This window comes from Leptolyngbya sp. CCNP1308 (genome assembly GCF_034932455.1).
Lineage (GTDB): Bacteria > Cyanobacteriota > Cyanobacteriia > Phormidesmidales > Phormidesmidaceae > Nodosilinea.
The window spans coordinates 275,278-301,134 of record NZ_JAYGIH010000072.1; the positions used below are offsets into that span (position 1 = coordinate 275,278).

General features: G+C 55.5%; 26 protein-coding genes and 2 pseudogenes. 19 read left to right on the top strand and 9 right to left on the bottom strand.

Annotated elements, in window-relative coordinates; all coding sequences use genetic code 11:
- Positions 1-44: 44 nt before the first annotated feature.
- The gene (locus VB780_RS15560) at positions 45-869 is read right to left on the bottom strand and encodes a TlyA family RNA methyltransferase (RefSeq protein WP_323352074.1); all 825 of its coding nucleotides are present in this window, start codon (positions 867-869) and stop codon (positions 45-47) included.
- A gap of 11 nt (positions 870-880) precedes the next feature.
- Entirely contained in the window at positions 881-1,318 is a 438-nt protein-coding gene (locus VB780_RS15565; RefSeq protein ID WP_323352075.1) for a hypothetical protein, read from the bottom strand.
- A 139-nt stretch (positions 1,319-1,457) separates the two neighbouring features.
- Here VB780_RS15565 and VB780_RS15570 point away from each other — a divergent pair, with 139 nt between their 5' ends.
- From VB780_RS15570 to VB780_RS15585, 4 genes are read left to right on the top strand one after another with little or no spacing between them, the layout of a single operon-like run.
- Positions 1,458-2,234, top strand: coding sequence for a FecR family protein (locus VB780_RS15570; protein ID WP_323352076.1), 777 nt, complete (start codon positions 1,458-1,460; stop codon positions 2,232-2,234).
- Positions 2,235-2,292: 58 nt separating this feature from the next.
- Positions 2,293-3,201, top strand: coding sequence for an alpha/beta fold hydrolase (locus VB780_RS15575; RefSeq protein ID WP_323352077.1), 909 nt, complete (start codon positions 2,293-2,295; stop codon positions 3,199-3,201).
- A 32-nt stretch (positions 3,202-3,233) separates the two neighbouring features.
- Positions 3,234-3,527 (top strand): type II toxin-antitoxin system HigB family toxin, encoded by a 294-nt coding sequence (locus VB780_RS15580; protein ID WP_323352079.1) that lies wholly within the window; start codon positions 3,234-3,236, stop codon positions 3,525-3,527.
- A gap of 14 nt (positions 3,528-3,541) precedes the next feature.
- Positions 3,542-3,919 (top strand): hypothetical protein, encoded by a 378-nt coding sequence (locus VB780_RS15585; RefSeq protein ID WP_323352080.1) that lies wholly within the window; start codon positions 3,542-3,544, stop codon positions 3,917-3,919.
- Between the two features lie 99 nt (positions 3,920-4,018).
- Here VB780_RS15585 and VB780_RS15590 read toward each other — a convergent pair whose 3' ends face one another.
- Positions 4,019-4,459, bottom strand: coding sequence for a DUF29 domain-containing protein (locus tag VB780_RS15590; protein WP_323352081.1), 441 nt, complete (start codon positions 4,457-4,459; stop codon positions 4,019-4,021).
- A gap of 249 nt (positions 4,460-4,708) precedes the next feature.
- On the opposite strand from VB780_RS15590, the gene VB780_RS15595 reads away from it, so the two are divergent.
- Entirely contained in the window at positions 4,709-7,966 is a 3,258-nt protein-coding gene (locus tag VB780_RS15595) for a glycoside hydrolase family 15 protein (RefSeq protein WP_323352082.1), read from the top strand.
- A 66-nt stretch (positions 7,967-8,032) separates the two neighbouring features.
- On the opposite strand, the gene VB780_RS15600 is transcribed toward VB780_RS15595, so the two are convergent.
- Positions 8,033-9,247: an MFS transporter gene (locus VB780_RS15600; protein ID WP_323352083.1), complete on the bottom strand. Its 1,215-nt coding sequence runs from the start codon at positions 9,245-9,247 to the stop codon at positions 8,033-8,035.
- 11 nt (positions 9,248-9,258) lie between these two features.
- Between VB780_RS15600 and VB780_RS15605 the strand changes: the two genes are divergently transcribed.
- Together VB780_RS15605 and VB780_RS15610 are read left to right on the top strand one after the other, a co-directional pair.
- A complete protein-coding gene (locus tag VB780_RS15605) occupies positions 9,259-10,251 on the top strand; it encodes an endonuclease/exonuclease/phosphatase family protein (RefSeq protein ID WP_323352084.1) in 993 nt (330 codons plus the stop codon).
- Between the two features lie 88 nt (positions 10,252-10,339).
- Positions 10,340-10,579, top strand: coding sequence for a hypothetical protein (locus VB780_RS15610; RefSeq protein WP_323352085.1), 240 nt, complete (start codon positions 10,340-10,342; stop codon positions 10,577-10,579).
- A 170-nt stretch (positions 10,580-10,749) separates the two neighbouring features.
- Here the strand turns inward: VB780_RS15610 and VB780_RS15615 are convergent, their stop codons facing one another.
- Positions 10,750-10,926 (bottom strand): hypothetical protein, encoded by a 177-nt coding sequence (locus VB780_RS15615; RefSeq protein WP_323352086.1) that lies wholly within the window; start codon positions 10,924-10,926, stop codon positions 10,750-10,752.
- 740 nt (positions 10,927-11,666) lie between these two features.
- Between VB780_RS15615 and VB780_RS15620 the strand changes: the two genes are divergently transcribed.
- From VB780_RS15620 to VB780_RS31445, 4 genes are all read left to right on the top strand, one after another.
- On the top strand, positions 11,667-13,106 hold the full coding sequence (locus tag VB780_RS15620) for an RNA-binding domain-containing protein (protein ID WP_323352087.1): 1,440 nt from the start codon (positions 11,667-11,669) through the stop codon (positions 13,104-13,106).
- 286 nt (positions 13,107-13,392) lie between these two features.
- Positions 13,393-13,944 (top strand): DUF6036 family nucleotidyltransferase, encoded by a 552-nt coding sequence (locus VB780_RS15625; RefSeq protein WP_323352088.1) that lies wholly within the window; start codon positions 13,393-13,395, stop codon positions 13,942-13,944.
- A complete protein-coding gene (locus tag VB780_RS15630; RefSeq protein ID WP_323352089.1) occupies positions 13,941-14,237 on the top strand; it encodes a hypothetical protein in 297 nt (98 codons plus the stop codon). Before VB780_RS15625 ends, VB780_RS15630 begins: the two co-directional genes overlap by 4 nt.
- A gap of 120 nt (positions 14,238-14,357) precedes the next feature.
- Positions 14,358-14,711: a GFA family protein gene (locus VB780_RS31445; RefSeq protein ID WP_416349239.1), complete on the top strand. Its 354-nt coding sequence runs from the start codon at positions 14,358-14,360 to the stop codon at positions 14,709-14,711.
- Positions 14,712-14,887: 176 nt separating this feature from the next.
- Here the strand turns inward: VB780_RS31445 and VB780_RS15635 are convergent, their stop codons facing one another.
- The gene (locus VB780_RS15635; RefSeq protein ID WP_323352090.1) at positions 14,888-15,196 is read right to left on the bottom strand and encodes a hypothetical protein; all 309 of its coding nucleotides are present in this window, start codon (positions 15,194-15,196) and stop codon (positions 14,888-14,890) included.
- A 198-nt stretch (positions 15,197-15,394) separates the two neighbouring features.
- Here VB780_RS15635 and VB780_RS15640 point away from each other — a divergent pair, with 198 nt between their 5' ends.
- Complete coding sequence (locus VB780_RS15640) at positions 15,395-17,704, top strand: FdhF/YdeP family oxidoreductase (protein ID WP_323352091.1); 2,310 nt, start codon at positions 15,395-15,397, stop codon at positions 17,702-17,704.
- A gap of 44 nt (positions 17,705-17,748) precedes the next feature.
- A complete protein-coding gene (locus tag VB780_RS15645) occupies positions 17,749-18,390 on the top strand; it encodes a Uma2 family endonuclease (protein ID WP_323352092.1) in 642 nt (213 codons plus the stop codon).
- A gap of 3 nt (positions 18,391-18,393) precedes the next feature.
- On the opposite strand, the gene VB780_RS15650 is transcribed toward VB780_RS15645, so the two are convergent.
- On the bottom strand, positions 18,394-19,230 hold the full coding sequence (locus VB780_RS15650; protein WP_323352093.1) for an SWIM zinc finger family protein: 837 nt from the start codon (positions 19,228-19,230) through the stop codon (positions 18,394-18,396).
- Positions 19,231-19,293: 63 nt separating this feature from the next.
- Here VB780_RS15650 and VB780_RS15655 point away from each other — a divergent pair, with 63 nt between their 5' ends.
- Together VB780_RS15655 and VB780_RS15660 are read left to right on the top strand one after the other, a co-directional pair.
- Positions 19,294-19,584: a nucleotidyltransferase family protein gene (locus VB780_RS15655; protein WP_323352094.1), complete on the top strand. Its 291-nt coding sequence runs from the start codon at positions 19,294-19,296 to the stop codon at positions 19,582-19,584.
- Complete coding sequence (locus VB780_RS15660) at positions 19,574-19,915, top strand: DUF86 domain-containing protein (RefSeq protein ID WP_323352095.1); 342 nt, start codon at positions 19,574-19,576, stop codon at positions 19,913-19,915. The genes VB780_RS15655 and VB780_RS15660 overlap by 11 nt, the downstream gene beginning before the upstream one ends.
- A 149-nt stretch (positions 19,916-20,064) precedes the next feature.
- Here the strand turns inward: VB780_RS15660 and VB780_RS15665 are convergent, their stop codons facing one another.
- Complete coding sequence (locus VB780_RS15665) at positions 20,065-23,253, bottom strand: DEAD/DEAH box helicase (RefSeq protein ID WP_323352096.1); 3,189 nt, start codon at positions 23,251-23,253, stop codon at positions 20,065-20,067.
- Between the two features lie 297 nt (positions 23,254-23,550).
- Here VB780_RS15665 and VB780_RS15670 point away from each other — a divergent pair, with 297 nt between their 5' ends.
- A complete protein-coding gene (locus VB780_RS15670) occupies positions 23,551-24,024 on the top strand; it encodes a superoxide dismutase family protein (RefSeq protein WP_323352097.1) in 474 nt (157 codons plus the stop codon).
- Between the two features lie 406 nt (positions 24,025-24,430).
- Positions 24,431-24,682 (top strand): annotated as a pseudogene (locus VB780_RS31450) (pentapeptide repeat-containing protein); the annotation flags it as partial.
- Here the strand turns inward: VB780_RS31450 and VB780_RS31455 are convergent.
- Positions 24,586-24,825 (bottom strand): pentapeptide repeat-containing protein, encoded by a 240-nt coding sequence (locus VB780_RS31455; protein WP_416349240.1) that lies wholly within the window; start codon positions 24,823-24,825, stop codon positions 24,586-24,588. The pseudogene VB780_RS31450 and the gene VB780_RS31455 overlap by 97 nt on opposite strands.
- On the opposite strand from VB780_RS31455, the pseudogene VB780_RS31460 reads away from it, so the two are divergent.
- Positions 24,764-24,913, top strand: a pseudogene (locus VB780_RS31460) (pentapeptide repeat-containing protein); the annotation flags it as partial. The gene VB780_RS31455 and the pseudogene VB780_RS31460 overlap by 62 nt on opposite strands.
- An 84-nt stretch (positions 24,914-24,997) precedes the next feature.
- Positions 24,998-25,846 carry a hypothetical protein gene (locus VB780_RS15680; RefSeq protein ID WP_323352099.1) on the top strand — a complete coding sequence of 283 codons (849 nt, stop codon included), beginning with the start codon at positions 24,998-25,000 and terminating at the stop codon, positions 25,844-25,846.
- Positions 25,847-25,857: the final 11 nt, after the last annotated feature.

A 25,857-nucleotide genomic window follows, 5' to 3' on the forward strand; every position in this document is an offset into this window, starting at 1 on the left:
TGAGACCTAAGTCTCTTCTGGGCAGCTTGTCGCAAAGTTTGCAATCAGTCTTCCAACGCAAGGCGAGCGTTGACGGCTAGGGTTTTTAAGTCAGTCAGACCGGGCGCTGAGACCGGCGGTTCTGTGTCGGTTTGGCTCAGCCACAGCAGGTATTCGATGTTGCCCGCTGGGCCGAGCAGGGGCGACCAGGTGAGCCCCTGGTAGACCCAGCCGAGAGATTGGGCCGAGGCTAGCACGCTGGCGATCGCATCGGCCTGATCCCCAGGGTCGCGCACGACGCCCTTTTTGCCGACGCGATCGCGCCCCACCTCAAACTGGGGTTTCACCAGCAGCACCACCTCGCGCGGCGGCACCAGCAGCGCCCAAAAGGCGGGCAGCACCTTGGTCAGCGAAATAAACGACACATCCATCACCCCCAGGTCGGGGCGGGGATCATTCTCGCTGTAGAGCTGCTCGGGGGTGAGGTGGCGCAGGTTGGTGCGCTCGCGCAGCACCACGCGCGGATCTTGGCGCAGCGCCCAGGCCACCTGACCGTAGCCCACATCAATGCCGTAGACCTGCGCGGTCCCCGCTTGCAGCAGGCAGTCGGTAAAGCCCCCGGTCGAAATCCCTCCATCCAGCGCAATGCGTCCCTTGGGTTCGATGGGGAACTCGCCTAGGGCTTTGGCCAGCTTTTCGCCGCCGCGCGAGACGTAGGGCGATCGCGCCTTTACCAGCAGTTCCACATCCTCGGCGAAGGCTGTGCCCGGTTTATCGACAACGGCGTGGTTGACCTGCACCTCCCCAGCGCGAATCAGCCGCTGGGCCTGCTGCCGCGATTCGCATAAACCCCGGTCTACCAACAGGGCATCTAGACGCTGTTTAGCCATCGGTGCATCCCCTAGGCAGCGGTGCTGGGTTTAAGACCCCGACGGCTGGCGATTTGTTCGAGCTGTTGCTTGACGAGATCGAGCCGGGGCTTGGTGCTTTGGCGATCGTACAGCTCGCTGGCTTTGAGTAATGCCTGCACCGCCTGCCCATCGGTGCCCATGTTGGCGTAGGCCAATCCACCGTTGTGAAAGGCTTCGGCACAGGTCGGCTCAGCGGTCATGACGGCGGTGAACTGATCGATCGCCGCCGGGTAACGGCCCTGGGCAAAGGCCGCACAGCCCGCCTCAAACTGGGTTCTGGCCTCGTCACCAATGGGCATCGACAGTTCCATCACCGGAGCCGCAAAGAGGGCGCTGTTGCCCAGGGGACGGCGGTAGGCCCACACCATTACCCCCATGCCAAAGCCCAGTACAGCTAGCACCACTGATAGCCAGATCACCAGTTCCACAGGGTTCAATCTCCGAGTAAAGGGGCGGGGTTGACGACGACGATATCACTGACTCACAGCCTTACCGGAAAACCAGCAGCTCAGACTGAATAATCTAACTATAGGACTTGGCACGTTAATCCTTAGCCCCACCATAACTATGCAACCTATTCCAAAGGGAATTGCGCTGGCTCTCAGGGGTCGGGCAAAGACCATGACCCAGGGCAGATCTCTGGCCGTGGCGCTGTTGATGGCGGGCGGCATGGCCCTCACGGGTTGCGAGCGAACCACTCCTCCTGAAACCACGGTTGCACCCGCCCAGGAAGCCCAGCCGACCATTGCAACCATTCAAGCTATTGTCGCTAACCCCGTGTCGGTTACCCTCGGCCAGGGCGAGCCAGAGCCAGCCCAGCTTGACCAGACCCTGGCCTACGGGGACCAAATTCGCACCGCCGACCAGGCCCTGGCCGAGGTGGGCCTAGTCACCGGAGCGATGTTTCGCATCGGCGGCAATGCGGCCCTCACCCTGCAACCCAACCAGCTTCAGCTCGATGCCGGGCAAATGATCACCTGGGTTGAGGGCGCATTGCCAGAGCCCGTGGAAATTGTCACCCCCGTCGGCATTGCGGGCATTCGCGGCACCACGGTGTTTGTCAACATCGACGACGACCCCAATGCCCCAGTCGAAATTTTTTCCTGGGAAGGGGAAGTCGCCTTTCGGCTGGCTGACGGCGAGGATGAGGTGGTTTTAACCAGCGGCCAACAGCTATTTGTATCCCCAGGGGAGCAGGATATTGAGACGCTGCGGCGGCAGGTGCAGCCCCTCGATCGCGCCATCGCCCAAGAGCGCTTAGAAGAAAGCCCGCTGCTTAACGGGTTTAACCAACCGCTGCCGACCCGGCCTGAGCTCGAAGCCACGGTAGACACTCTCAACTAACGGTCAGAGCGAACCCCTGTATCATGGAACATAGTCACACTTCGTTACATTTCTGACTATGGTTGCTGAACTGGTTTCTCTGTCGCTGGCCTCGCTACAAAAGCACACCTGGACTTGGCGGGGCTATGCGATCGCCTACACCGCAGCCGGAGAAGGCACCCCCATCATCCTCATCCACGGCTTTGGCGCATCCCTCGGCCACTGGCGCAAGAATATTCCCGCACTGGCAGCGGCAGGGCATCGAGTCTATGCGATCGATCTGCTGGGCTTTGGCGATTCCGATCAGCCTGAAATTCCCTATACCCTCGACCTCTGGCAAGACATGCTGGCCGACTTCTGGGCCGAGCTTATCAATACCCCCGCCACCTACATCGGCAACTCCATCGGCGGGCTGCTCACGCTCATGATGCTGGCCAACCACCCCGACAAAGCCAAAGCCGGGGCCGTGCTCAACTGTGCCGGGGGCCTCAACCACCGCCCCGAAGAACTCTACCCACCGCTCACCTGGATCATGGGAGCCTTTACCTGGCTAGTGAGTTCTCCCAGAGTGGGGCCACTGGTGTTCAATCAGGTGCGGCGCAAGGGCCGCATTCGTAGCTCGCTTCAGCAGGTCTACCGCGATCGCGCCGCCGTCACCGACGAGCTGATCGACATGATCTACACCCCCGCCTGCAAGCCCACCGCGCAAAAGGTGTTTGCCTCCATTGTCACCGCGCCGCCGGGGCCAAAACCCGACGATCTGCTGCCCCACATCGCCCAGCCCCTGCTGGTGCTCTGGGGCGAAAACGACCCCTGGACGCCGATCAAAGGGGCCGAGATTTACCGGCAGCTGACTGAGGATGTAGCTCGCCCCGGCCTAGTCACCTTCCACAGCATCCCCAACACCGGCCACTGCCCCCACGACGAGCGCCCCGAGGTGGTCAATCCCTTGTTGGTAGACTGGTTGAGCACGCTGCCCAAGGGTTAGGTGTAAGGTAGAACTGCAAGAGGTCAGTTCTTATGCGTATTCTGTCCCGTAGTACCCTGCGAGAGTTTTGGGAATCTCACCCTGATGTTGAAGAAGCATTAAAAGCTTGGTACTACGAAGCCTCTCACGCCAAATGGCAAAGCCCTGCCGACATCAAAAATGTTCATCGCAATGCCAGTATTCTCAGTAACAACCGCGTTGTTTTTAACATCAAAGGCAATAAATATCGCCTAATTGCATCAATCAGGTATGACATTGGCATCGTTTTTATTCGCTTTATTGGCACCCATGCGGAGTACGACAAAGTTAACGCTGAAACAATCTAAATAGAGGTCAGCTTATGGATTTACGCCCTATCAAAACAGAGGCGGACTACCAAAACGCACTCCAAGAAATTGAATTATTATTCGATGCTGCTCCTGGTACTGCCGAGGCTGATCGGCTAGAGGTGCTCAGCACCTTGGTAGATGCCTACGAGAAAGTTTACTTCCCAGTAGAGCTGCCCGATCCTATTGAAGCCATTCACTACTATATGGAAGCTCGCGGCTGGTCTCCGCAGGATCTAGAACCCTGTTTAGGAAGCCAGGCGTGGGTTGCTGAGGTGCTGTCGCGGCAGCGCTTCCTTACCCTGGAGATGATCCGCAAGCTTAACCAGGAGTTGGGTGTTCCAGCCGAAATCCTGATTCAACCCTACGGCGCATTTCAGACCTCCGCCTAGCAATGTCCCATGCTCAATCGTCAGTTGTCAGGCAAGTTCTGCATACCGTGTTGGCTCCTTGGGGTAAAAAGACCTAGGGAGCTAACACAGTATCTACAACTACAGAGGCCAGTCTATGGGTGCTTCAAAGACATCGGTCTCAGAGAATGGGCAAGACTGAGGCAGGTTTTTAGGATCAAGCGGTGTTTCTTGGCCCACCAGGTTTAGCCCCTTCTCGTAACCCACCGCGATCGCTTCTTTTAAGTAGGGCTTTAGGCTAGGGTTTTCTTTGAGGCGACGCTGAATTTCTTGGCGTTGCTCTTTGATGGTGTAGACCCAACTCTTAGATCGAGCCTCAGGCTGGTAGTTCCACTTGAGCAGATGCCCCAGCAGCACCCCCAGTCGATTACGCAACTCCTGCCGCTCCTGCCGACCCAATGATTCGATCTCCTCGATCAAGTTCTCAATGTCGAGTTCTCCCAGCTGACCCGCGCGCAGCAGCTCGGCTTGACGCTGAGTCCAGGCGTAAAAGTCTTGCTGGTAGAGAGTGGTAGTCGGCATTGGTAATACCATGCTGGTTTTCTCTAATTTTAAGGGGGCTGATAGGAGCGGGAGTTGACAGGGGGAAGATACGGTGACCCTATAAATTTGCGCCCAAGCAGAGGGCGCATTTCACCCCCCTGCTTAGCAGTGCCTCATGCCCAACCATCAGGATTCTGTGATTTCCATGACTACTATCTGGCCGATCGCCCCTAGAGTGGGTTAAAACCCGATTAATTTCCTTCCCTGTCGTTCCTACTGCCGTCGTCTATGTCTTCAGCCGCCCTTCAAGAGCAGCTCGATCGCTACTACCGCCAGGTTAAAACCGTGATTTTGTCGCGGCAGCACCCGGTGAGCGGCCTTTTGCCAGCCAGCACGGCGGTGAATGTGCACGGCAACTACACCGATGCCTGGGTGCGCGACAACGTCTTTAGTATTTTGGCGGTGTGGGGGGTGGCGCTGGCCTACCGCCATCTGGATGACGACCAGGGCCGCACCGTCGAGCTAGAGCAGAGCGTGGTCAAGCTGATGCGGGGCCTGCTGCAAGCCATGCTGCGCCAGTCTGAGAAGGTTGAGCATTTCAAAGAGCGGCAGGATCCGCTGCAAGCGCTGCACGCCAAGTACGACACCGGCACTGGGCTGCCGGTGGTGGGCGACGACGAGTGGGGCCACCTGCAAATCGACGCCACCTCGGTGTATTTGCTCATGCTGGCCCAGATGACTGCCTCAGGGCTGCAAATTATCTTCACCCAAGATGAAGTCAACTTTGTGCAAAACCTGGTCTACTACATTGGTCGGGCCTACCGCACCCCCGACTACGGCATCTGGGAGCGGGGCAACAAAATGAACCACGGCAAGCCGGAACTCAACGCCAGCTCGGTGGGGTTGGCCAAAGCGGCCCTAGAGGCGCTGCGGGGCTTCAACCTGTTTGGCATGCGCGGCGGGCAGGCCTCCACGATCCACGTGCTCACCGATGAGATTGCCCGCGCCCGCATCACCTTAGAGTCAATGCTGCCGCGAGAGTCTGGCTCGAAGGAGGTCGATGCTGCCCTACTCAACGTGATTGGCTACCCCGCCTTTGCCGTTGACGATGCAGACTTAGCCCGCAAGACCCGGCAAAAGATTGTCGATAAGCTCCAGGGGCGCTACGGCTGCAAGCGGTTTTTGCGCGACGGCCACCAGGCGGTGATTGAAGACACCACCCGGTTGCACTACGAACCCGAAGAGCTACGCCAGTTTGAGCACATTGAGTGCGAGTGGCCGCTGTTTTTTACCTATCTGTGGCTCGACAGTCTGTTTGCGGGCGACCAAGACCAGATTGCGTTTTACCAAGAGCGGCTGGCGGCCCTAGAGGTGGAGCGCGACGGGGTGGGCCTGCTGCCTGAGCTCTACTACGTGCCCGAAGAGAAAATTGAGGCCGAGCGGGCCAAGCCCGGCAGCCAGACGCGCCTGCCCAACGACAACCTGCCCCTGGTGTGGGCCCAGAGCCTCTACCTGCTGGGGCAATTGCTCCACGACGGGCTGCTCAAGCCCAGCGACATCGACCCTCTGGGGCGGTACCGCGCCCTGGGCGACCACCGCTATCCGGTGGTGCAGGTGGCCCTGCTGGCCGAAGATAAGGCTCTGCAAATGGAGCTGGCCACCTACGGTCTGCCCACCCAAACCCTAGACGAGATCGCCCCGGTGGAGGTGTTTCCAGCCGCAGAGCTATCGTCGATCTACGCTGAGATCGGCAAGAACGACAAACTAGGTGTCAGCGGTCGCCCGGTGCGGCGGCTGCGCAGCCTGACCACCTCCCGTATTTTTCGCATTAAGGGCGAGTCGGTGGTGTTTTTGCCGTCGTTCTTAGACCAGCAGCGGTTTTATCTCACCCTCGACTATCACTTTTTGGTGGCCCAGATGCGCAGCGAGCTGGCCTATATCTACGACCACTGGCGCGAGCCGGGGCGACCCACGGTGACGCTGCTACTCACCCACGCCATGTTTCAGCTGGGGCGCAAGCCAATTTATGAGTCGCCGCTGATGGCGCTAATGCAGGAGTTGCAGGGCGATCGCTGCGATCATGTGCCGGTCAAGCTCGGCCCCCTGCACCAGCTGATGATGACCACCAACCTGGAGCGCATCGACAACGTCAACGGCTACCAGCTGGGCAGCACCTCCGTGGGCTACACCCCCCTGTGGACGGCCTACCTGGGCTTTGAACCGGGGCACGACGGTCCCCTGTCGCTGGTCGAAGAGTACGACGTGGAAAATGAAACCGACCTGGAGCGGCTGCTCGCCCAGCTGCGCGAGTCGAATAACGTCTATGAGCAGATCGAGCTGCTGGCTACCCTTCAGCACCTGCACGGCAGCGACTTCAACACCGGCCTGGGTGGCCCCAGCCGCGCCGTCACCGTCGAAAACCTGCTGGATGAGGTCTATGCCAAGGCCAGCCAGCTAGAGCAGTGGAGCGTGCTGCGCCGGGCTGCTGGGCTGCTGGGCAAGGCCGATATTACCCTGTCGGATGCGGTGACCGAACTGCTGGTGCGCCAAAAGCAAATTTCGGTGGGCAAATCGTACAGCGAAGCGTCGCTGATTACCGAGCCCATGGGTCACAGCGAAATTGTCGATAAAATTCGCACCTTTTGCGGTGACGATGTGCGCGACCACGTGCTCACCCAAGAGATCTTGATCGATCTGAGCATTTTAATCAAAGCCGAACCTTCCCTATTTAAGGGGTTGATGACCCTGCGCATTGGCTACCTGCTGCTGCTGATCACCAGCGAGCTGGCCCGCGAGCGCGGCATCACCCAAGACGAAGCCTATGGTCAGCTGATCGACCTCAGCCCCTTTGAGCTAAAAACTCGCCTGCGCCAGGTACTGGCCGGGTTCGACGGGCTCAACCAGTCGGTGTTTCGCCGTGAGTCGCTGCACGTTAAGCCTCACATGCCAATCAACTGGCAGGTGCTGCCCATTGGTATTGAGGCTGAGCCCGAAACCGCCGAGGCCGAACCCACTGACTGGTGGCGCAAGCGGGTCATTGATGGGGAAATTGCCCGCATCTCTGAGGGGTTTTATACCCAGGTGTGGGAGGTGCTGAAGCACTCAAAGGGCATTGTGATTGGCAATAAGTTTGATCGCAAGAACAGGCTGGATAGCGATCGCATCCTCTCCGAAATGACCCCCGGCGAGCAAAATTTTGAGCGCCGCATCACTCACCTGCTGAACAAAATTCAGGCCCCAGAATATCGCCACCTCAACCTTGAGGCTCTGCGGGAAATGGGCGAAATCTTTAAGGTCAACTCTGACCTCTATTTTGAAGACCACATCTACCTCGATGTGCTGATTGGCCATGCCGTGCGCCTAGGCTGGCTCGACCAGCAGCCCGATCGCGCTGGAACCTACGAGGCCGACAAAGCCGCCGCCTGGCAGTCGTTCTATCGACTGCCGCCGACCCAGTGCGCCACTTACATCGCCATGGGGCTTCAGTTCCTGACGGTGCTGGGCGAGGCCGAGTCAATCTCTGACACCCTGGAAGAGGTAGCCTAGGTATTGAGCATCAACCTTGCCTAGTACTGAGATTGATCGCGGAACCCCGGTTTCTGCTGATGAGATTCACGCCTTCGCCGCGCCGCGCCCCGATAGGGTCATGGCAAACCATGCGGTCAGCAGCGTCAGCCCACCCGCAATCCAAAACGGGAAGCTGTAGCTGACGCTGACCAGCAGCCCCGCCGTAGCCGGGCCGATCGCATTGGAAATACTGAGGTACGAGGCATTTAGCCCCATCACTTCGCCCTGTTCGCGGGGGCCGCTGTTGAGCGACAGCAGGGCATCGATCAGCGGCATGGGAAACGAGTTGACGGCGCTGAAGACCACTGCGATCGCCGCAAAGGCCACAATATTTGGAAACGCGGGCATCAGCAAAAACAGCAGCCCCCGCGCCGCCAGCGCCCCTACCAAAATCTGCACCAGGGCAAACCGCCGCCGCAGGGGTTCTAGAACAAACACCTGGGTGACAAAGCCGATAATGCCCACCGCCGCAAACATGATCGCCAGGTTGCGGGCGTCTTGCCCCAGCACGTTGAGAAAGAAGGGCTGAAAGGCAAAGGTGAAGATTGTAAAGGTAAAACCGCTAAAAAACGTCAGCCAAAAGATGCGGCCAAACCGCCCGTCGGTGGTCGATCGGGCCAGGCGGTCAAAGCCAAAATCGCTCCATGAGAGCCGAGATGGTTCGCCCGCGTGCTCTAGGGTTTCGGGCAGCAGCACCAAACAGACGGCGGTGGCAAAGAGGGCGATCGCCGCCGAAAACAAAAACCCCATGCCCAGGCTGGTAAACCCCGGCAGCGGCGGCACCAGCTGCGCCACGTAGCTCAGCGGTGGCCCCACCACAAACCCCAGCCGAAACACCGCCCCAAAAATGCCGTAGGCCCGCGCCCGCTGATCGGGCGTGGTGATGTCGCTGACGATCGCCTGGGCGATCGAGGTATTGCCGCCCGTGATGCCATCGAGCAGGCGCGCCGCAAACAGCACCCAGGCCACCGGGGCCAGCCCCGCCATCAAATTCGCCGCCACGGTGCCCAGCAGGCTGACAATTAGCAGCGGCTTGCGACCCATGCGATCTGATAGCCGCCCCAGAATGGGCGTGGCGATGAACTGTGCCGCCGCGTAGGCCGTAGTCAGCAGGCTGGCCTGAAAGTCGCTGAGGCCAAATTCCACCGCATAGGGGTAGATCAGCGGAATAATTAGCGTGAACCCCACCGCATTGATAAACGCTACCAGCGCGGCAATCCAAAACCGCAGGGGCAGTCGAGAGGGGGCATTAGACGCCATAGAATAAATCCATGAAAACTGTTTTTGTCGCTGTATCGCTAGCGCTGGGGCTGCCGGTGGCGGCGCTGGTAGGCACTTTTGCCTACATCAGCTCTGCCAACGGTCAAGCTGCTGACTACGACAACCTGGTCACCTACGAGGCCTATGCCCCAGGCATTTCCAACCCTGAGCAGCTTAGCGTAGTCAGCTACAACATTGGCTACCTGTCGGGACTGACCAATCAGCAAGCTGTCGAGCGCGATAAGGCGCTGTTCGACAGCAATCAGGCCACCGCTGTCCAAGCCTTGGGAGAGCTGGAACCCGATATTCTGGCGCTGCAAGAAATCGACTTCGACGCCTACCGATCGTTTAACCTCAACCAGCAGTATGCGGTTTCGGTGGCGCTGGAGATGGCCTTTGGGGCGATCGCCGTCAACTGGGACAAACGCTACGTGCCCTTTCCCTACTGGCCACCCCAGGCTCACTATAAGCAGGTGATCTCAGGGCAGGCCGTGCTCAGCCGCTACCCCATTCGCCGCAACGAGCGGCTGGTGCTAGAAAAGGTGCCGACGAACCCGTTTTACTACAACGCGCTGTATTTGGATCGCGTCGCCCAAGTCACCGAAATCGATGTCTCCGGCCAAACCCTGATCGTGATCAACGTTCACCTCGAAGCATTTGACGCCCCCACCCGCACCCGTCAAACCCAGGTGGTGCGCGAGTTAGCGGAAAGCTACGCGGAGGACTACCCCGTTTTGCTGGTGGGCGACTTCAACAGCAGCCTCAACCGCGATGAGGGTGACGAGCCGCGATCGATTGGCCTCCTGCTCGACTCCCCGGTGCTGGCCTCGGCCCTGCCCACCGCCCCGTCGTCGTTTACCTTTCCGTCTGATCATCCCCAGTACGTTCTCGACTACATCTTCTACACCCCCGCCACCCTGGAAGTGGTGTCCGCCGAAGTCGTAGCCAAGGCTGCCCAAGCGTCAGACCACCTGCCCGTACAGGTTCAAGTGCAGTTGCGTTAAGCATCAGCTTAATTGTAGAGTTGGCCCCAGAAATATTGTATCTGCCCTGCATAGGGAATGCTGTTGGTAGCACTTTGAATTCTTTGCCATGACTGAAAAACAGGAAAAAACTGTTCAGCCGAAATCACCAGTTTCTAAAGTCTTGATCAAGGCTGGTAGTACCGCATGGATACTCCTAGCAGGATTGGCTGTAATTTTATTCGTGCTAAATCTTTTTGGAGTTGTGAACATTTGGCAATTCCCACTGAAGCATATCGGCATTTTTCTTGCCTGTGGCGGGCTTGCTTGCTTTATGATTTCGTGGATACTAAAAGTGTGGCGATCGTAGATTTTTAGAGCCAAATTTCTCATTAGTTTAGTAGGCAGAGATTGCCCAGCTTTGGTTTTATGCACCGCCAATTCAAATCTGGTGCCACTTTACCTTTAGAGACTAGGTGCCTGCTGCTACTGGCAAGAGCTTGGGTCAACACAACAGGCACCCGGTCTCTTTGAGAGCAACTACTCAATGAGCAGGGTCTTGGTCATGATCACCATCCACTGGTTGGGGTGGTCGGGTGCTGCGGCGCTGCTCGGCGGCACGGGGATGGGGTCGCTCCAGTCGTTGGGGTCGGCGTAGCCGAGGGAGTGGAGGATTTTGATGGTGCGATCTATGGCGGCCAAACTGCCGTAGAGCATATGGCGCACTTTCTCGGGGTTTAGGGATCGGGTCCCTCTGTTGGTGGTTCCAGATCTGGGTGGTAGCGGCAGGGACCCGGTCCCTTGAGGCTCTTGGTTATCGCTAGCGTCTGGTTCGAGATATTCAAACATCGGTTCTGTTTCCTTTTTTGGTTGCAGTGAGCAAGCCCTGCCCCCACAAGGGGTGGAAGGGTGAGGAAAGCAGAACGCGAAAACCCTAGCCACCCGCAGTTGAAGTGCAAACTGGAGTGACTAGGGTACGATCTCCCTAGCCTCGCAATCTGCCTCAGAGATTTGCGGGGTTAGCTGTCGGTTGGTGGTCTCAACACCTTCCGGCAGCGCCAAAGTTTTCGAGTTCTGTGTAACAACCGCTCTGGTCGAACGGCTTAGTGAATGAGTGTACTGGTACATATACTCTCCGTCAACCGTGGAGCCAGAAGCTCTTTAAAGCAGGCAGATCCCAGCAACAACTCTGGAACGGGCATGCAAATATAACGTCACACTCATACATAACCAACCCCCAGCGAAGTGGAAGAAATACAGCTCTTCGCTGCCTATCTATCCTGTAGAAGGCTATTATGCAGATTGTTCACTACTTATTTACCTTACAGGGGTGGTTAGACTTTAAGTAATCTGCCTATCTATCCTGTAGAAGGAATCGAGCAGATAGGAGCGATTTAATAAGTCGTTGTGCCTATGCGCGCGATTTGGTGTAAAACCCCACACTCGACATAATTGCTATGAATAACATTACTATTTCGCCAGCGGAAGAAAACACCCTATTAGAATTGGAGGAAAGTCACTTTATCGACTTAAAAAGCTCACGCATCGCTCCGGCTTCACTACAAAAACATTTTGTAGCTTTCGCAAACACAGATGGCGGCGAAATTTATGTGGGTATTGAAGATAAAAAAGTGACGGGCGAACGAATAATTGGCTTCGATAAGCCTGAGAGCGCAAATGATATTGTTCAAGTGCTGATGACAGCCACAAAACCGAGTGTGGAGGGAGTAGATTGGGAATTCATAAATTTTGGTAATCGCGGCTTAGTTTTGCATATATCAGTTCCCAAAAGTGCTCACCTTCATTACACCACATCGGATGAATGCTACATCAGAGTGAATGCGAGTACTAAAAAAATTATTGGTGAGGCAATTACTAAGCTTGCATACGCAAAGGGAACTTACAACTATGAAAAAGTTGTCGTACCAGAAGTGGATATAGAAAACATAACTGGCAGTGCTTATCTGGCTTCGTATATGGAGAGGATTGGAACTACCCAGGAATCTACGATCTTTCTCAGGAAGCAAAAGCTGTTATCAAAAGTAGACGAAAGTTACCGCCCTACAGTTGGTTCAATTCTTCTCTTTGACGAGGAACCACAAGCGTCACTTAATACCCGTTGTGCAATCAAAGTTTATCGTCTACAGACGACTGAGCGAGAATATAAGCGCGAATATTTGAAGCAAGCGCCATCAACTATCGAAGGACCAATAGAGCAGCAGATTACCCAAGTAATACAAAAAGTTCAAGAACTCCTCCAAGATGTTGAATACAGCGTTGCTGGAAAACTCGTAAAACTCGTTTATCCTGACGAAACATTGCATGAAATTCTTGTCAATGCTGTCATTCATCGTGACTACAGCGTAAATGACGATATTCACGTTCGCGTCTACGACAACCGAATTGAGGTTTTGAGTCCTGGCAAATTGCCAGGATATATAACGCCGAGGAACTATCTTGAAGAAAGATATGCCCGTAACCCCAACTTGGTTCGGATGCTCCATAAACTTCCGAATCCGGTAAACCACGATATTGGCGAGGGCCTAAATACCGCTTCTAACGCTATGAAGAAAGCTGGGTTAGTAGCACCTGTTCTGATGGAATTAGATAACGCTGTAGTACTTACCATAGAACATCGTAGGATTGCGTCACTGGTGGACATTATTCGTGAATATTTGGAAGATCACGAAACAGTATCCAATAAACTCATTCGTGAGATTTCAGGCGAGGATTCGGAAAATAAAGTAAAAAAAGCATTTGAAAAACTTCGTGGGAATGGTGAGATTGAACCTGTTGACCCTGATGCCAGCCGTTTCAAGTATGAATACCGGAAAGTGAATAGAAGTGACAATGGAACATCCGGTTTAGGACAGACCGTGCCTAACTCCTTAACATAGGCAAAACAAGGCGCTGTACCTGACCACCCATAGCTCTGTTCGTTCCTCACTTCGCTTCTAGCGGCAGGTGAGCTAAGTGTTGGACGCGCGACTCGAAGTCGTTCAGGGTAGTTGGAAAGTATGTTTAATTTTTTCCCTGCTAATGTTCAAACGGATGTCCGACTCGGAATGTTCAACCCGTAAAGGAAAGGCAATATCAGCAGACGGGTTAAGCGTTGAAGCACCTTCATAGCTAAGTTGAGAGCGTCTGCGCCACCTATAGAACCCATCATACTTTGTGCAAACTATGCGCTCAAACGTCGATCCTGAAAAGCTAGAGCAACTGATGGACATCTTGGGTAGAGAAGCCCGTGGTTCAGGCTCTATATACTTCACGGGCGGTGCCAGTGCTCTACTTATTGGGTGGCGTAGTTCTACCGTTGATGTGGATATTCGCTTAGACCCCGAGCCCCCAGGCATTTTTCAGGCGATTGCTAAAATCAAACAAGACCTAAATATCAATATCGAACTTGCCTCTCCGCAAGACTTTTTGCCCCCCCTGCCAGGATGGCGTGAGAGGAGTGTATTCATTGGAAAAAAAGGTCAAATTTATTTCTACCATTATGATTTCACTGCCCAAGCCCTCTCAAAGCTTTCAAGAGGATATGATCGCGATATTAATGATGTTCAATCTATGTTCGAGCAGGGATTATTTTCATTAGCAAATCTGCGCGATTGCTTTGATGCCATTGAACCCGATTTGATTCGTTTTCCTTCTCTTAACCCTGATGCTCTTAAAAGCAGAGTCGAAAATTTCATTGAGCAGGCTGAGCAAACACAAGCAGAGGGACCATCATGAATTTAACTGAGTTGCCAGGAGCAGAGCTAATTTTCCCTGGACTGAAAGATTTGCACAATGGCAAGACCGATACTGTCGGGGCATTGCTGGTTGCGATCGCATCAACCCGCTTAACCGCAGCGGGCTTAGATGTTCCCAAAGAGCATCTAGTCCCAGAGCCAGAGCTGGCCCTCTATGCGCGTCTTCAGGCTGAGCGAGACGACGCCTATCCCTACTACAACGCCTTGCTCAACAGCCTCAATAGCTTTTGCAATGCCCTTGAACTCAATTATCAATACGAGAAGTCTCAGTAACCAACCTACTAACCAAATTCCACGAAGAGCCAAGCAAAGAGGTCTTTTATGAAAGTTCCATTTTCAGGTGGCTGCGCTTGTGGTGACATACGCTACGAATGTCACAGTGCGCCTCTAGCAATGCTGAATTGTCATTGCAGCGATTGCCAACTATCCAGCGGAGCACCGTTCGCATCGGGCGTAGTCGTATCAACAAAGTCTATCAAGGTCACCGGCTCACCAAAAGAGTATTCTGTTCGCGCGGCAAGTGGCGCTCAGACAACGCGAAGCTTCTGCTCAAATTGCGGTAGTCCCCTGTTCACAACCGGCGAAGCAATGCCAGATTTCACATCCATACGCTTCACAACATTTGACGACCAAAGCAATTTTTCTCCTGCGCTAGACATTTGGACATCAAGCGCAGCCCCCTGGGTTTGCCTAAATGAGGAGTTGCCACACTTTTCGCAGTCCCCCTCACCGAGCGCACAAGCGTAACGATATACATTTGGTTTGTTTGATGGGCTGAACCAAATTGAGTTGCCGAGCGAAGATACTGCTTTGGTATTCCTCTAAACCTTTGTCGAAAGACAATCGATAGTGTCGAATGGTGATATAAAAATAGGGGCAACCTGACCAGGTTGCCCCTATTTTTGTGGAATAGCCACGCAGGCTTATTCGTCTTCTTCTAAAGGAACAGTCAAATTCAGCCGTTCCCTGGGCTCGGGTCGCTCTTGGCGAAACTCTACCCTGCCTTCATCGAACCGAATGCGCGTCTCGGGTCGGGGTTGCTCTTCAAGCTGAATATTGAGTTGGCCATCGTCTACCGACAGATTTGGCCGCAGCTCCGGATTGCGGTTGTCTCGCAGATCAAACTCAGCCTGGTCGCCAATTTCAAAGATTTGAGCCGTGGCCGAGGTAGCACCTAAAACTGCGGTGCCAACAACAGCAAGGCCAAGCAAGCTTTTAGTTAGGCGGTTCATAGTAGACCTCCTGTTCTAAACGTTTGCGTATATTTTGCCGCGCAAAAAAAGAGCTGCCGTCCTTCAAAAGGGCTAAATCGGTCTGGAGTAGGGGTGCCCTTTGCAACTTGCCCTAACACTCTCTACCTTTTGGCTGACTTTCTGGCCCCTGGCACCCTCGCTATAGTTATGGATAGCGGCTGTTGCGAGACTTTGACCATGACCCAACTTGACCAGACCGAGGATCAAGCTCCTTTGCCTGCCGCCAGCGATCGCGATTTGCCCCACAGTCTTCCTGCTGCCGAGCCCACGGCTGACTCTATGCCGATCGGCGGTGGTCTGCCGATCATTCAATATTGGGCACAAAAGACCCTCTCCCCCCAGGGGCCGCAGATCTGGAAAACGCTGTTTCACAAAAGCGCCTGCCTCTCCTGCGCCTGGGGCACGGGTGGGCAAAACGGCGGCTTTATCAACGAGCTAGAAGAACCGCTCCAGCGCTGCATGAAAAGCGTGCAGGCCATCTCCTCAGAGCTGCAACCCGGCCTGAGCGACCATTTCTTCGCCCGCCACACCATCTCAGAGCTGCAAGCGCTCACCTCCCGCGAGGCCGATCGCCTCGGTCGGCTCAGCTTTCCGGTGATTCGCCGCGCCGGGTCTGACCACTACGAACCGATCGCCTGGGACGAGATCTACCAGCTCACCACCGCTGGCTTTTCGCTGCCGCCAGAGCGAGTGGCCTCCTATAGCTCGGGCCGCTCCTCCAACGAGGCAGCCTTTCTGTTGCAGCTGATGGTGCGGGCGTTCGGCTCCAACAACCTGGCCGACTGCTCTGACCTGTGCCACGCCCCCTCCACAGTCAGCCTCAATAAAGTCTTTGGCACTGGCACCTCACTGGTCAGCCTAGAGAGCCTGCGCCAGGCCGACTGCGTGGTGCTGGTAGGCTCCAACGCCCCCGCCAACCACCCCCGGCTGATGAATGAGCTGATTGAACTGCGCGATCGCGGCGGCAAAGTTATCGCCATCAACCCCGTCAAAGAAGTGGGCCTGGTCAAGTTTGGCTCCCCGGCCCACCCGCTGCGGCTGGTGCAGGGGGAAGACATCGCCTCGCTGTTTTTGCAGCCGATACCGGGCAGCGACCTGGCCCTGTTTGTGGGCATTCAAAAGGTGCTGCTAGAGCGGGGCTGGGTGCAGTTTGACTACCTCAAGGCCCACACTGAAAACTGGCAAGCGGTGATCGACCAGGTGGCCGCTACCGATTGGGAGGCGATCGTCGCCACCTGCGGCCTAACGCTGACGGAGATTATGGCCGCCGCCGAGATGATTCATAACTCCAAGAACGTCGTCTTTGCCTGGGCCATGGGCATCACCCACCAGGCCAACAGCGTAGATAACATCTACAGCATCGCCAATACCGCCCTGATGACCGGCAACGTCGGCAAGCCCGGCGCAGGGATGATGCCAATTCGCGGCCACTCCAACGTGCAGGGCTTTGGCTCGATGGGGGTGACGGCCCACCTCAAAGCCAGCATTCGCGAGGCGCTGGAGAAACTGCTGGGCAAATCGCTCCAGCGCGAACCGGGCTACGATGCCCGCGCGCTGATTGAAGCCAGCGATCGCGGCGAGGTCGATACCCTGCTGTGTCTGGGGGGTAACCTCTACGCCGCCAACCCCGACCTCACCCAGGCCAAACGCGCCCTCGGCAACATCGACACGATTATCTACCTGGCCACCAAGCCCAACCAGGGCCACTTCCACGGGCTAGCGCGGCAAAACACGATCATCGTGCCCGTCTACGCCCGCTTCGAGAACCCCCACAAAACCACCGTGGAGTCGGGCAACAACTTTGTGCGGCTCAACAGCCCCGGCAAAACCCACCTGAAGGGGGCCGACCTGGTGACGGAGATCGACTTTTTGGCGGAGCTAGCCCACCGCATTCATGGCGACCAACCGATCGACTGGCGGCGGCTGTATGACACTCGCTATGTGCGCCAGCTGATCGCCCAGACCATCCCCGGCTACGAAAAGATTGGCGAGATCGATGAGACCAACGCCGAGTTCACCATTGGCGGTCGCATCTTTCTAGAGCCAAAATTCCCCACCCCATCGGGGAAAGCCGAAATGCAGACCACACCGCTGCCCGACCTGACGCTGCCGACGCTGCAAGACTTTGACCTATCTGATGATCAGCATCCCGCCCTGGTGCTAGCTTTGATTACCGGGCGCAGCTACGGCCAGCACAACACCGTGGTCTACAAAGAAGCCGACGAGTATCGGGGAATGCCCCATCGCCACTGCATTTTGATGAATCCTTTAGATGCTGAGCGGGCAGGCTTTTCGCAACACCAGCGGGTGAGTGTGCGGGGCGATGCGGGCCAGCTCGACAATATTGAGATTATTTTTGGGGAGGTGCGATCGGGCGCGGCGCTGATGTTTTACCCCGAGGCCAATGTGCTGATGAAGGCGCGAATTGAGAAACGGGCGGGAACCCCGGCCTATAAACGCGTGCCTGTAGCGGTGTTCTTTCGCTGATTCTAAGATAGGCATACAGGAACGATTGGCCTAGGAGTTCTGCCATGACCGCAGTGTTAGTTCCGCCCCAGCGCCAGGTAGTTTTGCAGGGGGTAAGCTGGGCCACCTACCAGAGCCTAAGCCGCGATTTGGAGGCTGCCCCCGGTAAGCGCCTCACCTACGACCAGGGAGCCTTAGAAATTATGGTGCCGCTGCCTCCCCACGAAAGCTACAAAAAGCTCATGGGTCGCATGGTGGAGGTCACCACCGAAGAAACCAACACTGAAATTCGCAGCCTAGGCTCTACCACCTGGAGCCGAGAAGACCTGAGCAAAGGGCTGGAACCCGACCAGTGCTACTACATCCAGCACGAGCAGGCCGTGCGCGGCAAGGATGAGATTGATTTGACCGTTGACCCGCCGCCCGATTTGGCGATTGAGATCGACAACACCAGCAGTTCTCTAAACCGTATGGCGATTTATGCAGCCCTGGGCGTGCCAGAAGTTTGGCGGTTTGACGGCGTAACGCTAACGATCTTGGCCCTGGTCAATGGCGAATATTGCCCTCAAGCCGTATCGACCGTCTTACCCCTCCTGCGGCCAGACACCCTGCTGCGGTTTTTGCAGACCAGCCAAACCATGGGCGAAACCAGCTGGGTTAAAGCCTTTCGCCAGTGGATTAGAGAACAGCACCGCAATGCCCATTGACCCCTACAGGCGGTCTTTGTTTTTGCTGCGGACGCGATCGTACAAACTTTCCATCGCTTCGATGAACGAGTTGTCGCGCGACCAAAAAGCGGGGAAATCGCCCTGTTTTTTGACCAAAATCGCTGGCACTGCCGAGGTCGTGGCCACCTCAATGGTCTGGGGCAGGCGCTTCTCTCCCTGCCAAAACTCCTTCAGGCTAGTGGCCGACGCTTCGACAGTCTTGGGCTGGGTGTAGTAGTGCTCTACGGGGTCGGGGGGGCGCTGCTGGGCCGAAAGCTCTGCCGAGAGCGCTTGCCCCAGGGGCGATTTGGCTAGCTCGGCTTTAAACTCTTTCCTCGGCAATCCCCGTAGCTCGAACAATAAAAAAGGATCGCGATCCAGCTCAGCGGCGATCAGGTAATAGACCCCGGCGATGTGTTTGCAGGGGTTGCTGTAGTCGGGACACGAGCATTTGGTCTTAAAATCTTTGGCGCTGGCGGGTAGCAGATTCAGTCCCAGGGTCTTGAAGCTGTCTTCGATGTTGTCGGGAATTTCGTTGAGTAGCAGCCGCGAGATCAGGCTGGCTTTGGAGGCGATGAGGGCGATCGCCGCTGACCACTTGGCTTTGCTAATGGGCGTAAAGTCAATGGTGGTCGTATACAACGGTTCTTTCGTCACCCCAAAGTACGGGTTCACCGACCCACGCACCTTGGCCGTAACCAAGCCACCGTCGATCTCAAAGCTCTTGACCTTGCCACCGCTGGCGTAGGAACGCCCCCGCTGTAATCGGCCCGAGTCGGTCAAGCGCTCGATCGCATCAATAAACCTCTTTCCCCACCAGGTGCGGCTAAAGTTTGCCATCGCTGCCTCCAGTGCCGGTTTTCTTACAATGCTGGTACTCTTGCTTTAAATAGGATACTGGCTATGCAGCGGAATACAATCCTACAAACTCTAAAGCAACATCAAACGGTGTTGAAGGATTTGGGGGTGCGATCGCTAGCCCTATTTGGGTCGGTCGCACGGGATGAAGCCACACCCAGCAGCGATATAGATATTGTGGTCGAGTTTGAACCTCCTATCACTTTCGATCGCTATATGGATGTCAAGTTTTATCTGGAAGACCACCTGGGCAAAAAGGTCGATCTGGTTAGCTGGAAGTCGCTAAGGCCTCAGCTGCGGGAAGTAGTAGAAAAAGAGGCGGTCTATGTCTCGTGACCTACGCCTTTATTTAACTGACATTTTGATAGCAGGAGAAAAAATTCTGCATTATACCGAAGGCATGAATTTTGAGAATTTTGTGTCGGATGACCGTACGTTTGATGCTGTCATTCGCAACCTTCAAATTATTGGAGAGGCTGTTAAAAACATTCCTGATGATGCGCGTGTTCTCAATCCTGTAATAGAATGGCGAAAAATTGCAGGACTGAGAGATATCTTAGCCCACGCCTACTTTCAAATTGAGGAGGAAATCATTTGGGATGTTGTACAAAATAAGATTCCTCATCTTCTGGAGGCAGTCAGCCAATTGTTGGAAAGCATGTCTTGAAAACATTTGATGACTCAACTTCTTTGCATTCGGGTAACTCGAAAACAGTTTAGGGATGAGGGCAGCGTTACGGTAAATCAAGGCTTTCTCAAGGTTTACAGATCCTCTAGTATCAAGGTGCTGCCTCAATTACGGAAGACATCAGTGCATCAATCTATGATGGCGCTTTTGTTGAGAGCGATCAGTTGTTTAAAGGCGTCGTTGTCTAGCTCCGTCAGCCACGATTCATCGGCACCGACGATCGCACCCGCTAGCTTCTTCTTATCCTCAATCATCTGGTCGATGCGTTCTTCCAGCGTGCCCATGGCCACAAATTTGTGGACGAAGACATTTTTCTTTTGGCCAATGCGGAAGGCGCGATCGGTGGCCTGGTCTTCGACGGCGGGGTTCCACCAGCGATCGAAGTGGAAGACGTGGTTGGCCTGGGTGAGGGTAATGCCTACCCCGGCGGCTTTCAGCGACAGCACAAAGATCGCGGGCTCAGTGTCGGGGTCTTGAAAGGCGGCGATCATTTGCTCGCGCTTTTTGCGGTTGGTGCCGCCGTGGATGTAGTAGGTGTTGTAGTGGCAGGTGTGGCGCAGGTGGTGTTCCAGGGCGTCGCCAATTTCGCGAAACTGGCTAAAGACCAGGGCGCTTTCGCCTTCGGCCACCACTTCGTCGAGCATTTCGAGTAGGCGGCTGAGTTTATGGGAGCGATCGGGCGAGAATTCACTCTCATCCTGCAAAAACTGGCGGGGATGGTTGCAGATTTGCTTCAGCTTGGTCAGGGTGGCGAGAATCAGCCCCTTGCGCTGGATGCCCTCGCTGGTTTCGAGTTGCTCGGTGACATCTTTGAGCACCGCTTCGTACAGAGATGCCTGCTCGGGGGTGAGGTTGCAGAACAGCTTTTGCTCGACCTTGTCGGGCAGGTCTTTGATGATCGACTGGTCGGTTTTAAGCCGCCGCAGAATGAAGGGTTCCACCAGTTTCTTCAGAGTGGCGGAGCGGGCGGGGCTATTCTCTTTTTGAATGGGCAGCTCAAACTGTTTGCGAAATTGGGTTTGGGTGCCCAGATAGCCCGGATTCAGAAAGTTGAAAATCGACCAGAGATCCATCAGCCGGTTTTCGACCGGGGTGCCAGTGAGGGCGAGGCGATGGTTGGCGTTGAGCTTGAGAATGGCCTTGGTCTGAGCGGTTTTTGGGTTTTTGATGTTCTGGGCTTCGTCGAGCACGATGCGGTGCCAGGTGACACCCTCTAGCAGCTTGGCGTCTTTGCGGGCCAGGGTAAAGGAGGTGATCACCACGTCGTGGTCGCGGCAGAGGGCTTTGAAGGCTTTGGTGTCTTGGTTGCGATCGCCCCCATGGTGCACCACCGCCCTAAGGTGCGGCGCAAACTTTTCGATCTCGTGGTACCAGTTGCCCACCACGGAGGTGGGCGCAATCAGCAGCGTGGGAGGAATGGGCTGATCGACTTCTTCGCGCTCTTGAATCAGGCGGGCGATCACCTGGATGGTTTTGCCCAAGCCCATGTCGTCGGCCAGACACCCATTTAAGCCCAAATTTTCTAAGTAGTGCAGCCAGGAGAGGCCGCGCTTTTGGTAGTCGCGCAGATTGCCCTGGAGCTGGTCGGGGTCGGGGGTGAGTTCGAGGCGGGTTTTGTCGCTGAGCTGGGTGAGCATGGTGGCCAGGGTGTCGTCGCGATCGAACTCCACCTCTAGGCTGTCGTCGGCCTCGCCGCTGGTCAGGCGCATGAAGTCGAGCAGGCTCATCTCGGGGTTTTCGGCCTGCTGCTGCTGCCAAAACTCCAGCATTTGCTGCATTTTGTCCTGGTCTAGCTCCATCCACTGGCCGCGAAATTTGACCAGGGGCGACTTGGCATTGACGAGCTGCTGCCACTCTTGCTCGGTGACAGGCTGATCGCCGATCGCCAGGTCGTACTGGTACTGCACCAGGGTGTCGTAGGAAAAGTAGCCCTTCGATTTGTTGCCGCCGCTTACCGATTTGCCCTTGGCCCGCAACCGCACCTTGGCTCGCTGGCGACCCTTGGGCGTCCACCAGGCGGGGACGATTACTTTGTAGCCCGCGTCTTCGAGCACCCAGGCAGATTCTTTGAGAAAGGTGAAGGCGGTGTCGAGATTCAGGTAAATTCCGATGGGCTGGTCGGTCTCCAGACCACGCCACAGGTCGGGATAGATGCGGGCAGCATAGCCGAGGTTCATCAGCAGATGCTGCTCGAAGTCATCGCCGAGCTGGGCTTTTACCTGGGCCTGCTGTTTGGGACGCATCCGCCAGTAATCATCCAAAGACACCCTGAGGGACGGGTCATGCTTGGGGGCAACTTGAAACTGGAGCTGCCAGGGATCTTCTGGTTTGAATGGGTCTTGCAGGTGAAAGTACAGATAAAAGGTCTGATCGGTTTGGGTGCGAACAATGCGATCGCGCCATCCCTGCCACTGCTGATACCGCTCTAGATCTGCCGCCGATTTGCCAGGAGCCTTGACCTGCAAACTGTCCTGGATCAGAGTATTTTCAATGGTTTTGAGATAGTTCTGGGGCATTGCCGTGCCCCGCACCAGATCATCCACAAAGCATTCTGAAAAGTGGCGGAGGAGGGTGGTGCGATCGTAAAAGGTAGGCGTTTGGGGCAGTTCCTCGAACCCGGCGACGCAGAGCAGGGGCATGTAGTCGATGTAGGTTTGGATATGCTCGTGGTAGCGATCGCCAATAATCTCCCACCCCGGATAAATCTCAAACCCTGCCTCTGGTTTGGATGATTGCTTCTTGGCCGTTGTCTTCGACCCTGCTGCTTTGCGTCCCGTGGATGCCTTGGCAGCCGCAACCTGCCGATACTTCAGGGCAGGAATGTATTGATCGCGCAGAATCACCTGCTTGAATGCTTGGGTGTAGTGGTACCAAAACAGCAGATCGGCCCCCAGTTGCACCTCCGCCAGGTTGTAGACGGCCAGAAAGTGCAGATTATTCAGCAGGCTAATCACGTCAGCTAGAACCGGGAGCCGATAGCAATCCACTTGCCAGAATTGCCAGTCAAAACTGTCTGGGGTTTCTACCTCCAGGTATCGTGATAGCTCCAGGGAGGGGAGCGGCTCACCATCCACCGTAGGCAGCAGAAAGGTGCGGGGGGTGATTAAGGTGGCTAAAGGGCGGCGATCGGAGGATTTTAGTCCCAGTTCATCGGTGAGCAGGGGCAATAAATCGGGTTCGGGCAGGTGTAAGGGATGGGCTTGGGGAGACAGGCGGCGACGGCTTTTAGCCTCGGTTTCTACCCACAGGCAAAAGCTCCCCGTCTGCACAAAGTCGGTGGTGGGCTGAGGTATCCAAGTGCCGTGGAGAATTTGCATGATTCGATCCCGACAATGGGGCGAACTGTCTAGTCAGCCCTGGTTCAGCACTGCTGAAAACAAGCGTCCCTAGGCTAGCAATATCAAGTGCTTACTTTTTACCATAAGCGCCTCGTGACTGTGCAGTTCGCTGTTACCAGACCGCTTGGCTCGGCAGAACTCGACCGCAGTGGGGAGAAATCTGAGCTGATGCTCAACTATGATCTAACCGCAGACGCTACGGATAGTTCTATGCTTGTGCTCTTCAATCGAATCAAGCTTCTCTGTTGTGCGGTGGGTCTTGGGTGCCTGATCTTGATGGCTGGCCCCGCCTACGCCGATGCGCTGACGGCCCAAGCCGACCTGATTGATAACAGCGGCACCACTATTGGTACCGTACAGGTTGAGCAGGGGCATAAAGGGGTATTGGTAAATCTCAAGGCCAAAGATTTGCCCCCCGGCTACCACGGCATGCACTTCCACGCCGTGGGCGACTGCTCTGATTTAACGGCGTTTAAATCGGCAGGTGGGCATGTGAACCCCTTCGACCAACCCCACGGGTTTCGCAACCCCGATGGCCCCCACGAAGGCAATTTGCCCAACCTGGTGGTTGCCGCCGATGGCACAGTTGAGGTTGAGCTGTACAGCGACCTGGTAGCGCTGGATTCTGGGGCCGCCAAACTGCTAGATGAGGACGGCACGGCGCTAATCATCCACACCGATAAGGATGACCACTATTCGCAACCCATTGGCGGTTCGGGCGATCGCATTGCCTGTGCCGTGATCAAGTAGTGACAGTGCATCGGACGGGTATTAGTCTCGCAAATTTACGAAGCTGAGTTCGTCACTCACGAAGGTGGGTTCACCATTCACGAGGCTGGGTTCACTATTTACGAGGCTGAGTTCGTCACCCGTGAAGCTGGGTTCGCTAGTACTGAAGCTGGGTTCGTCATTGATGAAGCTGAGTTCGCTACTCACGAAGCTAGGTTCGTCACTGATTGAGTTAGATCCGTCACCGAGGAAGCTGGGTTTGTCACCCACGAAGCTGGGTTGCTGTCTCGTGAAATTTCCTGCTGCAAGCTTAGGTGGGTGGCCGTCGTGGTCATCAACTGTTTGGCCGCAGGCCACAAAAACGATACGGAACGGATGAGCAACAGCGCGTAGTCTAGGGTGAGGTAACGATGCAGGCCCAACGGCGATGGCAAATGAAAAACATATTGCTTGGCTAAAGCAAGGAAGTAAGGTCTGGAATGCTTGGAGAAAGGAAAATCCTGAAGTTGAAATAGATCTCAGCTCTGCCGACTTTAGCAACGTTAACCTCAGCTTCGCTAACCTTACCTCTGTGAACCTCAGCTATGCCGACCTGAGATCTACCAACCTTGGCTTTGCCAGCCTCACCTCCGCCGACCTGAGATCCGCCGACCTGAGATCTGCTGATCTCAGCGACGCCGATCTTAGATTTGCCAATGTCAGCTCTGCCGAGCTTAACTTCGCGGATCTGAGATCTATTGACCTCAGATCTGCCGTCCTCAGTGAGACCGACCTCAGCTCTGCTGACCTCAGCGAGGCTGATCTCAGCGAGGCTAACCTCAGATCTGCCGTCCTCACCGAAGCCAACCTTAACTTCGCTAACCTCATCTCTGCTGACCTCTCCTTCGCCGACTTTAATGAATCTCAGGTTCTCCATGCCAACTTCACCAAGGCAACACTTACCGGAGCTTGCATAGCTAACTGGCAAATTGGCAGTTCAACCATACTCGAGGAAGTGGAGTGCGATTATATCTTTCGCACTTTTGATGACGAGGCATACAAGTTTTCAGGACGACTCCCTGTAGATCCTAAGAGCACCTTTGCACCAGGGGAGTTCACCCAGCGATTTCAGATTATCGCCAGTGCCCTAGAAACCATTGACATCACCTTCACCGAGGGCATCGACTGGCAAGCCTTTTTCCAATCCTTCCAAGATTTGCGAGACAGCCGCCCTAACGAAGACATCTCAATTCAAGGCATGGAGCGCAAGGGCAATGCCTTTGTCGTTCGATTAGAGGTTGAGGCCGAGGCCGATAAAGCCGCCATTGAAACAGAGGTTAAGCAGCGCTACGCCCACCAACTCGCCGCCCTCGAAGCTCAATATCAAGAGCGGCTGCGCCTACAATCAGACGAAATCGCCACCTATCGGCAAACCCAATCCTCACTCCTTCACATCGTGCAAACAATGGCAGAAAAAGATTCCATTTCTCAAACCTTCCATGGCCCGGTGGGTAATGTGGCAGGCACAAACCAGGGGCAAATGACCGCCTACATCAACCAAAACAACGAGGCCATCAGCCAGCTCATCGCCGCGCTCCGAGCATCGGCTCAGACCTTCCCCCCAGAGCAAAAAGACGACGTGCTCATGGAGCTAGACGATTTGGAGGGCGATCTCAGTAAGCCCGAAAAGCAGGAGCCAAAGCGCATCGGCAAGCGACTGCAACGGCTGATCGCAGCAGGGACGGCGGCCGCCACGCTGGCAGGGGGAGCAGCTACCTTTTCTGGCAACGTCAACGACTTCACCGCAAACGTGCTGGAGCTGGGGGAGAAAATCGGTTTATCTAGAGACGAGATCCAACCCTAGTGAATCTGGTG

What these genes read in the sequence shown, in the direction of transcription:
- VB780_RS15560 (WP_323352074.1), bottom strand. Translation starts at nt 869, where the DNA reads ATGGCTAAACAGCGTCTAGATGCCCTGTTGGTAGACCGGGGTTTATGC.
- VB780_RS15570 (WP_323352076.1), top strand. Translation starts at nt 1,458, where the DNA reads ATGCAACCTATTCCAAAGGGAATTGCGCTGGCTCTCAGGGGTCGGGCA.
- VB780_RS15575 (WP_323352077.1), top strand. Translation starts at nt 2,293, where the DNA reads ATGGTTGCTGAACTGGTTTCTCTGTCGCTGGCCTCGCTACAAAAGCAC.
- VB780_RS15580 (WP_323352079.1), top strand. Translation starts at nt 3,234, where the DNA reads ATGCGTATTCTGTCCCGTAGTACCCTGCGAGAGTTTTGGGAATCTCAC.
- VB780_RS15585 (WP_323352080.1), top strand. Translation starts at nt 3,542, where the DNA reads ATGGATTTACGCCCTATCAAAACAGAGGCGGACTACCAAAACGCACTC.
- VB780_RS15590 (WP_323352081.1), bottom strand. Translation starts at nt 4,459, where the DNA reads ATGCCGACTACCACTCTCTACCAGCAAGACTTTTACGCCTGGACTCAG.
- VB780_RS15595 (WP_323352082.1), top strand. Translation starts at nt 4,709, where the DNA reads ATGTCTTCAGCCGCCCTTCAAGAGCAGCTCGATCGCTACTACCGCCAG.
- VB780_RS15600 (WP_323352083.1), bottom strand. Translation starts at nt 9,247, where the DNA reads ATGGCGTCTAATGCCCCCTCTCGACTGCCCCTGCGGTTTTGGATTGCC.
- VB780_RS15605 (WP_323352084.1), top strand. Translation starts at nt 9,259, where the DNA reads ATGAAAACTGTTTTTGTCGCTGTATCGCTAGCGCTGGGGCTGCCGGTG.
- VB780_RS15610 (WP_323352085.1), top strand. Translation starts at nt 10,340, where the DNA reads ATGACTGAAAAACAGGAAAAAACTGTTCAGCCGAAATCACCAGTTTCT.
- VB780_RS15615 (WP_323352086.1), bottom strand. Translation starts at nt 10,926, where the DNA reads ATGCTCTACGGCAGTTTGGCCGCCATAGATCGCACCATCAAAATCCTC.
- VB780_RS15620 (WP_323352087.1), top strand. Translation starts at nt 11,667, where the DNA reads ATGAATAACATTACTATTTCGCCAGCGGAAGAAAACACCCTATTAGAA.
- VB780_RS15625 (WP_323352088.1), top strand. Translation starts at nt 13,393, where the DNA reads ATGCGCTCAAACGTCGATCCTGAAAAGCTAGAGCAACTGATGGACATC.
- VB780_RS15630 (WP_323352089.1), top strand. Translation starts at nt 13,941, where the DNA reads ATGAATTTAACTGAGTTGCCAGGAGCAGAGCTAATTTTCCCTGGACTG.
- VB780_RS31445 (WP_416349239.1), top strand. Translation starts at nt 14,358, where the DNA reads ATGCTGAATTGTCATTGCAGCGATTGCCAACTATCCAGCGGAGCACCG.
- VB780_RS15635 (WP_323352090.1), bottom strand. Translation starts at nt 15,196, where the DNA reads ATGAACCGCCTAACTAAAAGCTTGCTTGGCCTTGCTGTTGTTGGCACC.
- VB780_RS15640 (WP_323352091.1), top strand. Translation starts at nt 15,395, where the DNA reads ATGACCCAACTTGACCAGACCGAGGATCAAGCTCCTTTGCCTGCCGCC.
- VB780_RS15645 (WP_323352092.1), top strand. Translation starts at nt 17,749, where the DNA reads ATGACCGCAGTGTTAGTTCCGCCCCAGCGCCAGGTAGTTTTGCAGGGG.
- VB780_RS15650 (WP_323352093.1), bottom strand. Translation starts at nt 19,230, where the DNA reads ATGGCAAACTTTAGCCGCACCTGGTGGGGAAAGAGGTTTATTGATGCG.
- VB780_RS15655 (WP_323352094.1), top strand. Translation starts at nt 19,294, where the DNA reads ATGCAGCGGAATACAATCCTACAAACTCTAAAGCAACATCAAACGGTG.
- VB780_RS15660 (WP_323352095.1), top strand. Translation starts at nt 19,574, where the DNA reads ATGTCTCGTGACCTACGCCTTTATTTAACTGACATTTTGATAGCAGGA.
- VB780_RS15665 (WP_323352096.1), bottom strand. Translation starts at nt 23,253, where the DNA reads ATGCAAATTCTCCACGGCACTTGGATACCTCAGCCCACCACCGACTTT.
- VB780_RS15670 (WP_323352097.1), top strand. Translation starts at nt 23,551, where the DNA reads ATGGCTGGCCCCGCCTACGCCGATGCGCTGACGGCCCAAGCCGACCTG.